This is a genomic window from Porphyromonas somerae DSM 23386 (assembly GCF_000372405.1).
In the GTDB taxonomy this organism is placed as follows: Bacteria; Bacteroidota; Bacteroidia; order Bacteroidales; family Porphyromonadaceae; genus Porphyromonas_A; species Porphyromonas_A somerae.
Genome location: NZ_AQVC01000026.1, coordinates 1 through 13,736, shown reverse-complemented (window position 1 = coordinate 13,736; position 13,736 = coordinate 1). Strand labels below are relative to the sequence as shown.

Annotated in this window: 13 protein-coding genes and 1 tRNA gene; all 14 read right to left on the bottom strand. The window is 47.3% G+C overall.

Annotated elements, in window-relative coordinates:
• Positions 1-619: 619 nt before the first annotated feature.
• Positions 620-1,087 carry a hypothetical protein gene (locus A3GK_RS10565; protein ID WP_018028600.1) on the bottom strand — a complete coding sequence of 156 codons (468 nt, stop codon included), beginning with the start codon at positions 1,085-1,087 and terminating at the stop codon, positions 620-622.
• A 212-nt stretch (positions 1,088-1,299) separates the two neighbouring features.
• Positions 1,300-1,767: an ExbD/TolR family protein gene (locus A3GK_RS0106165; RefSeq protein WP_018028599.1), complete on the bottom strand. Its 468-nt coding sequence runs from the start codon at positions 1,765-1,767 to the stop codon at positions 1,300-1,302.
• A 12-nt stretch (positions 1,768-1,779) separates the two neighbouring features.
• On the bottom strand, positions 1,780-2,373 hold the full coding sequence (locus A3GK_RS0106160) for an ExbD/TolR family protein (protein WP_018028598.1): 594 nt from the start codon (positions 2,371-2,373) through the stop codon (positions 1,780-1,782).
• Positions 2,374-2,402: 29 nt separating this feature from the next.
• Positions 2,403-2,885, bottom strand: a complete 483-nt coding sequence (locus tag A3GK_RS0106155; protein WP_018028597.1) for a hypothetical protein — start codon at positions 2,883-2,885, stop codon at positions 2,403-2,405.
• Positions 2,886-2,906: 21 nt separating this feature from the next.
• On the bottom strand, positions 2,907-3,740 hold the full coding sequence (locus tag A3GK_RS0106150) for a MotA/TolQ/ExbB proton channel family protein (protein WP_018028596.1): 834 nt from the start codon (positions 3,738-3,740) through the stop codon (positions 2,907-2,909).
• A 59-nt stretch (positions 3,741-3,799) separates the two neighbouring features.
• A tRNA-Ser gene (locus A3GK_RS0106145) sits at positions 3,800-3,887 on the bottom strand.
• A gap of 173 nt (positions 3,888-4,060) precedes the next feature.
• A complete protein-coding gene (locus A3GK_RS0106140; protein WP_018028595.1) occupies positions 4,061-4,867 on the bottom strand; it encodes a TatD family hydrolase in 807 nt (268 codons plus the stop codon).
• Positions 4,867-5,835: a polyprenyl synthetase family protein gene (locus A3GK_RS0106135; protein ID WP_018028594.1), complete on the bottom strand. Its 969-nt coding sequence runs from the start codon at positions 5,833-5,835 to the stop codon at positions 4,867-4,869. Before A3GK_RS0106135 ends, A3GK_RS0106140 begins: the two co-directional genes overlap by 1 nt.
• A 12-nt stretch (positions 5,836-5,847) precedes the next feature.
• Positions 5,848-7,851 (bottom strand): OPT family oligopeptide transporter, encoded by a 2,004-nt coding sequence (locus A3GK_RS0106130; protein WP_018028593.1) that lies wholly within the window; start codon positions 7,849-7,851, stop codon positions 5,848-5,850.
• A gap of 21 nt (positions 7,852-7,872) precedes the next feature.
• Positions 7,873-9,066, bottom strand: coding sequence for a nicotinate phosphoribosyltransferase (pncB, locus tag A3GK_RS0106125; RefSeq protein WP_018028592.1), 1,194 nt, complete (start codon positions 9,064-9,066; stop codon positions 7,873-7,875).
• 814 nt (positions 9,067-9,880) lie between these two features.
• Complete coding sequence (locus A3GK_RS0106115) at positions 9,881-10,423, bottom strand: dTDP-4-dehydrorhamnose 3,5-epimerase family protein (protein ID WP_018028590.1); 543 nt, start codon at positions 10,421-10,423, stop codon at positions 9,881-9,883.
• Positions 10,424-10,444: 21 nt separating this feature from the next.
• Entirely contained in the window at positions 10,445-12,085 is a 1,641-nt protein-coding gene (gene ispG, locus A3GK_RS0106110) for a (E)-4-hydroxy-3-methylbut-2-enyl-diphosphate synthase (protein ID WP_018028589.1), read from the bottom strand.
• Positions 12,072-12,719 carry a DUF4230 domain-containing protein gene (locus A3GK_RS0106105; RefSeq protein ID WP_018028588.1) on the bottom strand — a complete coding sequence of 216 codons (648 nt, stop codon included), beginning with the start codon at positions 12,717-12,719 and terminating at the stop codon, positions 12,072-12,074. Before A3GK_RS0106105 ends, ispG begins: the two co-directional genes overlap by 14 nt.
• Positions 12,703-13,338, bottom strand: coding sequence for a DUF4230 domain-containing protein (locus A3GK_RS0106100; RefSeq protein ID WP_162138143.1), 636 nt, complete (start codon positions 13,336-13,338; stop codon positions 12,703-12,705). Before A3GK_RS0106100 ends, A3GK_RS0106105 begins: the two co-directional genes overlap by 17 nt.
• Between the last annotated feature and the right edge of the window lie 398 nt (positions 13,339-13,736).

The following is a 13,736-nucleotide window of genomic DNA, read 5'->3' as shown; positions in this document are numbered from 1 at the left end:
GGTGGTCAATAACATACGAGTACAACTGAAAAGTAAAGGAATTCCACCTACTCATTTAGAAAAAACAAAATTTGTAGTACACAGCAACTCTTGAAAAAATTACAAATACCCCAGTATCAGTTACTTACACTCCAATAGGGGTCAAACTTGGGTTAAGAGAGGGAATAATAGATAATTCGTTACTGGACGAACAGAATCCTAATGCTAAGGCGTATCAAGCGGACAAGCAGTCAAACGGCAGTGAAGGATACTGTCCCTAAAAAGTGTGTAAGCCCCAATAATGCTATCTTTGTAAAATAAGAATTAATAAGTTAGCGTTTCTAGGAAAAGGCGGAGATGTTTCTTAGAGTTGAAGTTCACATAGGCCGTTACATCATTAGAGAATGTTGCATGAAGTGCCATTCTCGTACATTTGAAGCAATTGTGCTGAGACTTTGCACGAAGGATGAGATGCCAGACGCTGAGGGCAAGGTGCACGTAGGGCACCAGGCACACACAAAAAGATGAGACCAAAGGGAGCGTACTCACATACGTGGCCTAGGCCGATTTCCGAAAGCAACGCCGCAGATCGCCTTCGTGCAACAGTCTCCATTAGTAAATTGACTCTTGATATTCAAGATTATTTCTTTGTCTCTTCCTCATCCGTGACTTGGTTACGGTGGAGCTCTGTGAGGAGGTATGAATTGAAGTAGTAGAAGAAGGCTACTTTCATCGTATTGGATAATCCTCGTTTGCCACTCAGGATAAGCGATAGACTGGATTTGTCAATCGCTAGCTGACGGATGATATCATACCTCTTAATACCCAATTCTTTCATCTGCTCTTTTATCCACTCTACGGTTATCTGTTCTAGATCTAATTGATATACCTCCGCACGTATTTTGAATTTTCTCTCGGGGTATACGGTTCGTCCAAAGACCTTTAACTCCTCTTGATTAAGTAGCCAACCATTGAGAAGTCGCTTGTCCGTCACCGTTACTACATTGTTTTCATCTGGTGTTGATACATCAACGCCTAAGAACATTCCGATACTCTTGCGTATCTGGAAACGCTGCTCTTCTGTTCTTGTTTTAGTCGTATTCTCCATCTTTATTAGTTCATTTACTGAATCTATAATTTTAGTTCTCTCTGTATACTTTGGTATTGCAAATATACATAAATGTTTGTTTTAAGCAAACGAAATAGATGCTTAGCTTGAAGACGATGAGGAGGTGGAGCTTAATAATAAAAAACATCGCCCCTACGTGGTGTAGGGGCGATGTCGCCTATCATGTGTTGGCAGGATAAAGTGGGTAACTATTATTCGTTACTCTTTATCGCACTGTAGAATATCTTCAGTGCATCTGCCTCTCTTAGTCTCTGCTTAACGTCAGTTACAAGACCCATCTTAGTATCTTTGTCAATCTTAAGGATGGTAGTCATGTAAGGGGCATCTGCCTCTGACATAGACGACTTCTCCTGTGCGATATAGTCAAAGATCTCTGCTGTAGTCGCGAACTTATCGTTTAGTTGAATTGTAGCCTCAGTACCGTACTTATCTTGGTACATCTGAAGTGGCTGACCCATATAGATATAAGTAGCTAGTGACTTCTTCTCCATCTTCGTTAGTTCCGTAGCATGGGGAAGTGAAACCTGTACCATCATAGTCACTTCACGCATTGAGGTTACCATCATAATGAAGAATAGGAAAGCGAAAATCAAGTCGGGAAGCGACATGGTATTCAGCTCTGGTACTTCACGGGTGCCACCTTTCGTAAATCTGCTCATAATGTGTACTCGTTACTTATTTTTCTTACCGTACTCTTTTGGGTTAGCCTCAGATATCTTCTGAGGGTACATATCTACCATTACCTCTTGTTGTGCTGTTGAAGCATCCTCCAGTGATACACCAAAGAATCTCTTGCACATCATATCTCTCACTTCCATATAAGCTTTGGTAAGCTCATTCTGTACTGCGATATAGTCACTATACTTAGTGTCCACATCGTTGGTGAGTGAAATAACGTGGTTCTTAGTTACTTTCTGTGCACCAACCAAGGGAAATGTCTCCACTGTACGCTCTGCAAGGTCGGCACGATCATTCTCATTGAGAACGAACTCCTTAACCTTTTCGCGTAGCCCGTCAAGCTCCACCACCTCACCATTAGCAAGGATTTGTCCACGTGTATTAACCAATACACGGAGCATATTTCGGCGGTTGACGTCAATGGCAATATCCTGTTGATCTGGTGGTACAGATGGTGGTAATTGTCTTGCCAAACCACTATCTGATCCCATAGATGTAGTTAGTAGGAAGAAGAGTAGCATGATAAAAGAGATATCGGCGGTTGAAGACCCATTGATGCCGGGTACTTTTTTCTTTCCACGTGCCATTTTAAATCCTTTCTTTTAAGTGTTACTTCTTACTTCTTTGAGCGTAGAGCCCCTTTAATAGCAAATACTATAAGTGCAAGGATATTGATGCCCAGCACCACGTAGATGCTGTATAGCCACATATCTGCAAACTTAAGATAAAAGTCTGTATTGTATTTTTGGAAATCTAAACTCAGTGATACTGGATCCGTAGAGCCAATGGCGTACGTGATCACGAGTAGCACAATAATTGCTATGAATGATACAAGACCAGTGAGTGACGCACGGCGTCTCTTGGGGTCTTTGAGGTTGCTAGCAAATCCCACAATGGCAAATCCTATCATCGCTAGGAGCGTAACGCCCAGTGCGCAGTACATTAGATAGAATATTGCATTAGTAAACTTTGGCTCTGGCTTTGCAGCATTAGGGTCAATGTACCCTCCTGCGAAGAAAGCGATGGTTACTATTATAGTAAGGATGGCTAGAGCAAGTAGTGAATAGCTTGAAATCTTTCTGATTTTACTTACTGCCATAATATTTCCTTTCTTTTGTGATTATTTGCGAGCAAACTTCTCCTGGTGAGCTACGATAGTGTCTACAAGAGTGATAGAGCTATCCTCCATCTTGTTGAGTACACCCTCGTACTTAGATAGGATATAGTTGTAGAAGATCTGAAGGATCATAGCTACGATCAGACCGAAGATAGTAGTGATAAGAGCTACCTTCATACCTCCTGCTACTACTGTAGGAGAGATGTCACCTACTTGCTCGATCTTATCAAAAGCGGTCACCATACCGATCACGGTACCCAAGAACCCTAGTGATGGAGCAGTAGCGATAAATAGAGTGATCCAAGACATGTTCTTCTCAAGTAGACCAGCCTGTACACCACCATAAGCAGTGATAGAACGCTCAACTGCCTCAATGCCTTGATCGATACGGCTGATAGCCTGGAAGGTTACAGAAGCTACAGGACCTCTAGTGTCGCGTGCTAGCTCTAGTGCACCGTTGATATCATTAGCTTGAAGCCTTGCATCAATTTCGTCTAGGAACTTCTCGTTATTTACATCTGCTAGGTTGAGGTAGATAATTCTCTCAAGGCAGAATGCTAGACCTAGGATAAGTACGATAGCGATAGCAGCCATAAACTCTGCACCACCCTCGATAAACTTAGTCTTAAGTGCTTGGTGGAAACCACCCTCATTTGCTACAGTGATATCCTCAGCAGCCATTTCCTCAACAGGAGCTGCTTCCTCAGCAGGAGCTGCTACCTCATCAGTAGTCACCTCAGAGTCGGGAGCTTGTGCCTCGTCTTGTGCAAAGACTGCGTTTGCTGTGCCTAGTGACAGCAATCCAAACAGTGCGATACTTGCTAGAATTTTTTTCATTGTAAGTTCTCTTTTTAAGTTTAGTGATAAATTACTTTCTTATTCATATTATATTAATGCGGAGAGAGAGGGATTCGAACCCTCGATACGCTTTAGGCGTATACACGCTTTCCAGGCGTGCCTCTTCAACCACTCGAGCATCTCTCCAGTTGATTCTTGGACGGTTCATTGTCCAATTACTCTACAAATCTAATCTATTTCTTTGTATCTACCCACTTTTGGGGCGGTTTTTTGTTGTTTATTTGTTTTTATTCTCTCTTAATCTCTTGTTTCTTATGCCGTAACTCATTGATTGTATTTGAATTATTGAGCTATAGCACTTATATGTGCAGGTTATATATTTTTTTTGAATTGTCAAATAAATGTTGCCTCACCGCCACCTCCGGGAGTGCATATACCTCTTGTAGCTTTTCGACTACCTTCGTGAGGTAGGCGGGTTCATTTCGCTTGCCTCTGTAGGGTACTGGTGCTAAAAAGGGGGCATCGGTCTCTACCACCACCCGTTCAATGGGGTAGCAAGAGAGATAGGAGGCGAGTGGGTTATTCTTAAAGGTGAGTGTCCCATTAACGCCGACCATAAAGTTGGGTAGCTCATCTCTTACCCGCTCTAGTTGCCGCTTGTCCCCACCAAAGGAGTGGACGATGCCTTGCAGGCCTCGCGCCTGATAGGTAGCTAGTAGGTCAATGGTTTCCTCTTCGGCATCTCGGCTGTGAATACTCACCGGTAGGTGGTATTGTACTGCCCAATCCAATTGGCGTCTAAAGACCTCTTGCATCTCCTTTTGATACTCCATGCTCCAATGGTAGTCGAGCCCTATCTCACCAATTGCAATAAATGATTCACTTGATGAGGCCAACTTCTCTTCTACAAAACGTAGCTGACTCTCCCACCGAGCATCCACATTGGTGGGGTGTAGCCCAATCATCGGACGGCAATAGTCGGGGTATCGCTCAGCGAGTGCCATCATCAGTGGATAGCTCTCGCTGTCGATGTTGGGCAAAAGTGCATAGGTGACTCCTGCCGCTTTACTCCGTGCTATCACCTCGTCCAAATCCTTGGAAAAGTCAAGCCGAGGCGACTCGTCCTGATAGTAAAGGTGGCAATGTGTATCAATGATAGGGATCATCACACCTCTCTTCTTACTAGGGTAAGGAATAGTTGGCGAAGTGGCTCAATATTCTCCTCAGCTACTGATAGCTGATCCAGTATCTTTGTTGCCTCCTTGCTTTGTCGCTCCACCTCCTCAAGGGCTGCATCGCGAATGCCGAGGTCGCTGTATAGCTGAGTCATTCTAGCAATCTTTTGCTCATTGTCCTTCAGGTCAAGGGCCGCAAGTACCTCCTTGCTATCCTTAGCATAAGCAGAGAGGAGCAACCAAGTCCGCTTCCCTTCGAGGATATCCCCACCTTGCACCTTTCCAAAGCCTGGCTTGCTATAGATATCTAGGTAGTCATCCTTGATCTGAAAGGCTAGCCCCATCTTTTCAATTGCCTCCCAAAGCAACTTCCGGTCTGCTTCAGGGGCATCTGCCAAGTAAGCACCTAGCGAGGCTGCACCGCAAAATAGGTAAGAGGTCTTGAGCCGTATCATCCCTAGGTAGTCGCTCATACTCATCTGGCTAAGTGGTAACTGTTCAAAGTCCATATCATACTGCTGCCCTTCGCAAACTGCACTCCCCATATCATTGAATATCTCAAGGGCATGCGGTAGCTTCTCTGGCGAAAGCTGTGCTAGATGCTTGTAGGCCTCTATCAGCATCCCATCACCAGAGAGGATGGCAGTATTAAGTCCCCATTTCTTATAAACCGATGGCTTGCCCCGTCGCATTGGAGCATCGTCCATCACATCATCGTGGAGGAGCGTGAAGTTGTGAAACAATTCAATCGCCCGCATCGCGGGTGCCACAGCCTCTACTGAACCATTTGGCTTATAGGCTTGGTAAGAAAGCAGTAGTACCAATGGTCTCAGCCGCTTACCTCCCAAGTCCATAATATAGGCCATAGGATCATAAAGGTTTTTCAGCTCCTTATTCTCTAGTCCCAAGTGGCTCATTACCTCTTGGACTGTCTCTAGACCTTTTATCTCTTTACTCATATATAATATGTGTTATGCCTCAGGCTTAGCTTTTTTGCTTGAGCGAATCAAATAGGTGAATATAGCTAGGTACATCACCACGGTGAGTACATGGCTCCATGGGTTGGCTTGCCATGCAGTGAGAGTTAGCTCAGCCCCAGCTAGCTTCAGGATAGCACTCACCACACCCATCAACGCACCTCCAGCGATAAAGCCCGATGCAAGTAGGGTACCCTTGTCTTGGCGAGCCTTATTGAGCTTCTCGTCCTTGGACCTTGTGCTGAGATACCAGCTGATAAACCCACCTGCCAATAGAGGAAGGTTAAGGTGTAGAGGGATAAACATACCGAGTGCGAATGGTAGGGCAGGCACCTTTACAAAGGTGAGCAGTAGTGCCAAAGCTGCACCAATGCCGTAGAGAAGCCATTTAGCTCCTGAGCCAGTCATGAGTGGCTCAATAAGAGCCGCCATCGCATTGGCCTGTGGTGCTTGTAGAGCATTCTCACCTGTAAAGCCGTACGCCTTCTCCAGTAGAATTACCACACCACAAACTGTAGCTGCAGAGACTAGAGTACCAAGGAACTTCCAGCTCTCCTGCACCTTTGGGGTAGTTCCCAGCCAGTAACCGATCTTAAGGTCAGTGATAAAGCCGCCCGCCATAGAAAGAGCAGTACAAACCACCACTCCGATTACGAGTGCCGAAACCATACCACTTGGTCCCTCCATGCCTACCGCTACCAGCACCACGCTTGCTACGATAAGGGTCATTAGTGTCATTCCTGATACCGGATTGGAGCCGACAATCGCAATAGCATTCGCTGCAACGGTGGTGAAAAGGAAGGCAATCAGAGCCACAAGTATCAGTGCTATCACCGCCCACATAAGGTTACGCTGTACCACACCGAAGTAGAAAAAGATACCGATGCAAACAAGTGCCAAAAGGATACCCCAAACCACCATCTTCATAGTGATGTCTCGGTCGGTACGAGGTTGGTTGCCCTCCTCATTATTGCCCTTTTGCTTGAGCTCTCTACTTGCGAGGCTCACCGCACCAGTGATGATCTTTCGGTTATTATAGATGCTGATAAGTCCAGCCATGGCAATACCTCCGATACCGATGTTACGACCATAGTGGAAGAAGATATCCGTTGCACTCATCTCTCCAATGGTCTGAGTGATGCTAGGATCTCCAAAGGTAATAATATCGCCACCCCAAACGAGGTTCATTACAGGTACAATCACCCACCATACAAGTGCCGATCCAGCGCATATAATAGTAGCATACTTCAAGCCGATGATGTAGCCAAGACCCATCACCGCTGCTCCGGTATTGATATTGAATTCTAGCTTTGCCTTTTCGGCAATGGATTGACCCCAAGGCAATACCTTTGAGCTAAACACCTCGTGCCATGCCCCAAAGGTAGAGACGGCAAAGTCGTAAAGACCACCAATCAATCCCGAGATAAGAAGAGGCTTTGCTTGGGCACCTCCCTTTTCGCTACTTAGTAGCACCTGAGTGGTAGCTGTAGCTTCAGGGAAGGGGTATTGACCATGCATATCCTTCACAAAATACTTACGGAATGGGATAAGCATCAATATTCCCAATACACCGCCAAGGAGCGAGCTGACAAATATCTGTAGGAAGTTGACAGTCATCTCAGGGTACTTCGCCTTTAGGATATAGATAGCAGGAATGGTAAAGATAGCACCAGCTACCACCACACCACTCGAGGCTCCAATACTCTGAATCATCACATTCTCTAGAAGAGCTCCCTTGCGCTTCGTCGCTGTAGTGAGTCCTGCAGCAATAATGGCAATTGGGATCGCTGCTTCAAATACCTGTCCTACCTTGAGGCCCAGATAGGCTGTAGCGGCACTAAAGATGACCGCCATAATCAATCCCCAACCAACACTGTAGGCGGTTGCTTGCTTCGGATTTTGCTCTGGTCCCACTACAGGGTGGTAGCTCTCTCCGGGCTTCAGTGGGCGATACGCATTTTCCGGCAACTCGCCTCTTCTAGTCTGTTTGTTTTCCATGATTTATTATTTTGCTCTAGTTTATTGCTTAATTCCGAGAGTCCTCTGTGCCAATTCTATCTCCTCAGGGTCGCCAATGTGCTTGCCCTCTACATCCGATAGCTTAATACAGTGGTGCCACTTCTGTCGGGGAGAGATTTGGCAACCGATTAGCTTCATCACAATGTTTCTTGGCACAGTATCATTGCCCACATCATTGGTGAGATTGGTGCCCACACCAAAGGTGGCTGGGATTCGAGAGGCACAATACTCCTTGATCTCCACCGCCTTGGGAATAGTGAGGCTATCACTAAATACAATGTACTTCAGCATCGGATTGATCTTCAGTTCCTCGTACCTCTTAATCGCCTTCTCTACAAACGCATAAGGGTCGCCACTATCGTGTCGCATCGAGGTGAAGAGCATCGCATGCTTTTTGCTAAAGTTTTGCATAAAGACATCGGTGGTATAGGTATCGGTGAGCACCGTTCCGAGGTCGCCGTCATAGACATTGATCCAATCCTCCATCGCCATATAGTTGGCCATCTTGTAGCCATAGATCGCAGCGTGAAACTGAACCCACTCATGTGGGTGTGTACCAGTGACTCTCAAGTGGTGCTTCATAGCGTAGTAGACGTTACTAGTGCCATAAAGGCTTTCGCCAGCATGCTCTTTTAGAAGTTGCGTTACCGTATCCTCCACCTCGGCACTAAATCGACGTCTCATGCCGAATAGAGATACCTGTAGCTTGTGCTCCTTCATGATCTGAGCCTTCTCTATCGTCACCTTACGCACATGCTCCAAGTCGGGCTCCTGCCCAGTCACAAGATAATAGAGCTCCGAGACAATGGCTAGGATAGGGGTCTCCCAAAGAGTAATCCTATAGAGCAGCCCTTCTGCAGTGATATGGAGGTGCCCCTCCTCATCTTGGCAAACATCCACCTCCCGTGGGTCAAATTGATAGCCCCGCAGGTAGTCAATATAAAATGGCGGAATGTAAGGACACTCACGACTGAGGAAATCTGCCTCCTCATCCGTTAGCCGTAGAGAAGTCATTTTGTGGAGCTGCTCCTCCACTTTGCTCGCAAACCCTTTTGGGTAAATAGTATTTGCCCTATCTACAAAGGCAAATCTACCCCTTGCCCTTGGGAAAAGCTTAGCATAGGCGTAGCTCGTGCTAAACTTATATAGGTCTGTATCTAGGATACTTCGGATAATACCTGCTTGGTCTTCCATATTAATATGCCCCTTTTCCCCCTTCTATTTTAGTTTTGATTATGGACAAATTTAGCATTTTATGCGGAGCTATCCAAACATGAGCCCATTCCAAGACAATTATTGTGTGAGAATGAGATGCCTGATCCTTCCAATCAACTTGCGTTACGCATTTTTATCTTCACCATACAATTACTTGAGGGGAGGGCGGCTTATCTGGGGCAAGGTAAAAAGATGGGGTGATCGTATCTCTGAGCCCTCCATAAAATTCCTATGTTAGTAGGGTAAAAGTTGAGTTGCAACTAAGCAATCGGCGAGTTGCAACTAAGCATTTGACGAGTTGCAACTCGCCGATTGCTTAGTTGCAACTCGGTAAACGCTTTTGTATAGTATTGAATTCCAATCGGTTGTAAAGGCGGTTTCTGTGACTCCCTTTAGTTGTTTTTTTTGCCTTATTTAGATGTGTAAAAATCTAGGCAGGGAGCGTCTCATGAACAGGGGTTACGCATTAGGAAGTTCACACCGTATGGTTTTAGCGGGGTGTCTATGAGTAAGGACCTCGGAGAGGTCCGATTTGTTGTAGCCCCCGTGTCGGAGGGCGTAGCCCGAACGACCGGGGGAAAGAATGTATAATACACAATATCGACCCCTTGTGGGTCGGACTTTAGGGTCTAGGACATCACAAGTAATCCTAGAGTGGGTTGTCCGACCCACAAGGGGTCGTGATTTTTGCTCCGCCTTATTTACCCCCATTCATCGGCTCTACGAGCCTCGAATGGGGGCTACGACAAATCGGACCTCCAAGGAGGTCCTTCTTAAATCCGACTGTTGGTGGCTACTTGTGGAGGGTGGGAGCGGCTTTGTCTTTGTCGGAGATGATGAGTTGGTCGAGAGGGAGGTACTTTTGGAGCTCAGTGATGAGCTGAGGGTGTTGGTAGTTGAATGCCCGCTCGTGGCTAGGGGAGTAGGGGGCATCGACCTTGTAAAGTACTCTGCTATTATCCTCTAGTGCCAAAAATCCGTGTGCATATATCTTGGGGATATAGAGGGCTAGGCCACTTTCTGGGGTGAGCTCTACGCCATAGACCTCTCCAAATGTGGGAGAAGTGGGGTCTATATCCATAACAAAGTCAATGATGCGACCCGATACACAGCGTACCAACTTAGCTTGAGCCATTGGTGCTGCTTGGGTGTGCATACCGCGGAATACACCACGGTGTGAGCAGCTCATATTATCTTGGATAAAGTGGGGGTGGTCGGTGAGTTGCTCCGCGAGCTCGGCCTCTTTGAAGACCTCCATAAAGTATCCTCGCTCGTCGTCGTATCTTTTGGTGCTTACTAATTGTAGTCCTGGCAGTGGTAGTTGTTTTATTTCCATTGTCTCATTATGATATAAAGGTTATTCTGGGTCCTTCCAGTCTCCGTGTGCTTTGATCAGTTCGATCAATTCCTTCACCGCTTCCTCCTGTGGGATGTTCCTTTTGAGGCGCTCCTTGGCCTTGTAGAGGTCCACCTTTCCTGGTGCACTTCCTACATAGCCATAGTCGGCATCGGCCATCTCACCAGGTCCATTGACGATGCAGCCCATCACCCCGATCTTTAGTCCCCGCAGGTGCTTGGTTGCCTCCTTTATCTTGGCAACAGTGCTTTGGAGGTCAAATAGAGTGCGTCCGCAGCTGGGGCAAGAGATGTAGTCGGTGCGTGAGATGCGACGGCGTGAAGCCTGTAGTAAGCCAAATGCGATACTGCAGAGGGCGAGAGCATCTTCCTCGTGTCTACGTAGATATAGACCACTTAACTGCCCTCGCATCAGTGCCCCACCGAGTTGGAAGCCCAACCATGTGGGTAGCTCCTCAAGGGAGTGCTGGGTGCAATCGATTTCTAATATATAAGGTAGGGAAAGGGTATGATCGAGTGCTTCGAGCATCAGGGTGGGGGCAGTTGCACCAGTAAGTCGTACCACTAATTGCTTGCCCTCTGGTAACTCTGGCACCTCACCCGAGAGGGCTTCTTGGTCGGTGATTCGGATGAAGGGTGTTGTTTCGGTCACCTCTATATCGGGTCGGTCTGCTGGATGTAATTGGGCGAAGTAGGGGTGAGCATCCATCATCACGAGTGGCTTCTCCTCGCTTCGGAAGGGTTGACAACGGGGTGAGAAATCAAGGGGTGTTGCTTTTGCCAACTCCTCTACACAGTGGAGAAGTACCTTGGCAACTGGTATCTCCGCCTCGGGCTCTTCCGAAAGGCTGACGCGGATAGTATCGCCAATCCCTTCTGCTAGGAGGGCACCAATGCCAATAGCACTCTTGATGCGCCCATCTTCGCCATTACCAGCTTCGGTAACTCCCAGGTGCAGTGGGTAGTGCATGCCAGCTTGGTCCATTCTCTCGATAAGAGCTCGTACCGTCTCGGTCATCACAAGAGGATTGGAGCTCTTGATGGAGATGACCACATCGTGGAAGTGAATGCGGTGGCACACCTCTAGGTACTCCATACAGCTTTCTACCATACCGCTGGGGGTATCGCCATACTGGCTCATGATTCTATCGGATAGGGAGCCGTGATTAACACCTATTCGGAGTGCGGTGTGGTGGGCTTGGCAGTGGCGGAGGAAGGTTTCGAAATTGGACTGAAGAGCCTCTACCTCTGCTTGGTACTCTTCGTCGGTAAAGTTGATCTTCTGAAACTTTCGGGCGGGATCGTAGAAGTTGCCTGGGTTGATGCGTACCTTCTCTACATGGAGAGCCGCCTCGTATGCCGCTCTTGGGTTGAAGTGAATATCGGCCGAAAGAGGGATCTTAGCCCCTTTTGCCCTGATCTCTGCCTCAATGGTGCCGAGAGCCTTGGCTTCTTTGGTGCCTTGGGCGGTGAGGCGTACTAGCTCTGCACCTGCTTGCTCTAGTCGGAGAATCTGTGCTACCGACGCCTCTATATCATTGGTGTCTACATTGGTCATCGACTGAATCACGATGGGGGCATCGCCTCCTATGGTAATATTGCCAATGTGGGCGGGAGTGGTCTTGCGTCTATTGTATTTCATCTTGTTTCTGAATGTAAAGTGTTGGTTGGTCTAATGGAATTGGTTGGGCTGTGGGTGGAAGGGCTGCTGGAGTGTCGAGTACAATAACGGTGCCTGGCACTATGCCAAACATTTTATGGAGTAGCTCTCTTGCCTCTGCCTTTGCCCTTTCTGTAGTGCCATCTTGACGGAGGTCGCTCTGGAGCTGTCGCATGGCTTTTCTTTTCATCTCATTTTCATCTGCGACGCTTAGCTTGGCACCGAAGATGCGGGTGGCGATATTATTGCCCCATACGTCGTAGACGGTGAAGCCATTCTCCTCGTGCTCTAGTATCTGCACCTGTGGCTCGGGGAGTACCAGATAGATGGTATCCCCTTGGATGGCTTGCTGTATATTCTCCACATCAAAGGAGATGCGTGCACGGTAGTGGCCGATGCCGAATGCCGAGACCCCTTTGCCTTTGTAGGTGATGGGGACGATTCGCTCGCCCTCTATGGTGGTGAGCCGAACCATCTCGCGTAGGTCGCTTGCTACGGAGAGAAATATCTCGGGCTGCTTCTCGCTCTTTGCTCTTTTGGGAAGAAAAAGGAAGAGCAATAGGGCTATGACCCCTATGATGATGAGGGCTAGAAGCCACTTAATTCGCTTTTTCATAGGACTGTGTAAATCTAATCTCTATCTCTTCGTACCCTCGTGCCCTTAGGATGCTGGTGAAGTAAGCTTGGGCCTTGCTTTGTGCCTTGGTCACTAATTCTTGATATTTGGGTGTGCCTGGGCGGAGGTTTTGCTTGGCAAGTGCCACCGCTTGTCGCTGCATATTTTGTCGCTCCTCACTGGTGATGGACTTTTTATTGCCATTGACCCGCTCGTGGAGCAATTTGAGGGTGCCACCTCGCCCGATGGGCTCTACCTCGATTGGGGGGAGGGTGAGCTGGATGGACTTGTTCTCCTGATCGTATTGGAGGTCGCTATCTTGGAGATTGTAGAGGTTGATGTAGGCGATGGTGTAGAAGTCAAAGGAGTAGATGCCTATGCGGTCGCCTATCTCAAATAGGCTGCTGAGGTAATCGGCTGCCTCCTCAAGTGAACGGATACTCTCCAGACTCTTTTGGTCGGAGGAGATAACGAATATCTCTTCGCTACGATACTCCACCAACTCAAGTTTGCCCACCTCTCGTAGTTCATTTGGCTGTATGACCATCCTCTCCTCCTCGGGCTTGCAGCTGAAGAGTAGTGTTAGTAGCAGTAGTATCTGTAGGGGTATATATCTCATAATACTTCTCATTATTATCCTACAAAGATAATAAATATAGCTGAGCTACCTATTTTGGAGGGTGAGCTAGCATATTGGGGTGTGTGGTGTATGGCGATGGGAGTTATTTGAGACTGTTGCACGAAGGCGATCTGCGGCGTTGCTTTCGGAATTCGGCCTAGGTCACGTACGTGAGTACGCTCCCTTCGGCCTCATCCTCAGCGCCTTGCATCTCATCCTTCGTGCAACATTCTCTATTTGGTGGTTAGCTTTGTGAGGGCTGTGTATGCTTTGCCTATGGTATCAATGCCCTTTTTGATAGAGATGGTTCGCTTTCCGCTTTCCTCCTTAAATTGGAGGTCTCTTCCCCATGCTGTGGCATTGGAGAGGATGGTGGAGAAGATAGGGCTTCGGTAGTA

Coding starts and splice junctions, on each gene's coding strand:
- A3GK_RS10565 (WP_018028600.1), bottom strand. CDS start 1,087: ATGGAGAATACGACTAAAACAAGAACAGAAGAGCAGCGTTTCCAGATA.
- A3GK_RS0106165 (WP_018028599.1), bottom strand. CDS start 1,767: ATGAGCAGATTTACGAAAGGTGGCACCCGTGAAGTACCAGAGCTGAAT.
- A3GK_RS0106160 (WP_018028598.1), bottom strand. CDS start 2,373: ATGGCACGTGGAAAGAAAAAAGTACCCGGCATCAATGGGTCTTCAACC.
- A3GK_RS0106155 (WP_018028597.1), bottom strand. CDS start 2,885: ATGGCAGTAAGTAAAATCAGAAAGATTTCAAGCTATTCACTACTTGCT.
- A3GK_RS0106150 (WP_018028596.1), bottom strand. CDS start 3,740: ATGAAAAAAATTCTAGCAAGTATCGCACTGTTTGGATTGCTGTCACTA.
- A3GK_RS0106140 (WP_018028595.1), bottom strand. CDS start 4,867: ATGATCCCTATCATTGATACACATTGCCACCTTTACTATCAGGACGAG.
- A3GK_RS0106135 (WP_018028594.1), bottom strand. CDS start 5,835: ATGAGTAAAGAGATAAAAGGTCTAGAGACAGTCCAAGAGGTAATGAGC.
- A3GK_RS0106130 (WP_018028593.1), bottom strand. CDS start 7,851: ATGGAAAACAAACAGACTAGAAGAGGCGAGTTGCCGGAAAATGCGTAT.
- pncB (WP_018028592.1), bottom strand. CDS start 9,066: ATGGAAGACCAAGCAGGTATTATCCGAAGTATCCTAGATACAGACCTA.
- A3GK_RS0106115 (WP_018028590.1), bottom strand. CDS start 10,423: ATGGAAATAAAACAACTACCACTGCCAGGACTACAATTAGTAAGCACC.
- ispG (WP_018028589.1), bottom strand. CDS start 12,085: ATGAAATACAATAGACGCAAGACCACTCCCGCCCACATTGGCAATATT.
- A3GK_RS0106105 (WP_018028588.1), bottom strand. CDS start 12,719: ATGAAAAAGCGAATTAAGTGGCTTCTAGCCCTCATCATCATAGGGGTC.
- A3GK_RS0106100 (WP_162138143.1), bottom strand. CDS start 13,338: ATGAGATATATACCCCTACAGATACTACTGCTACTAACACTACTCTTC.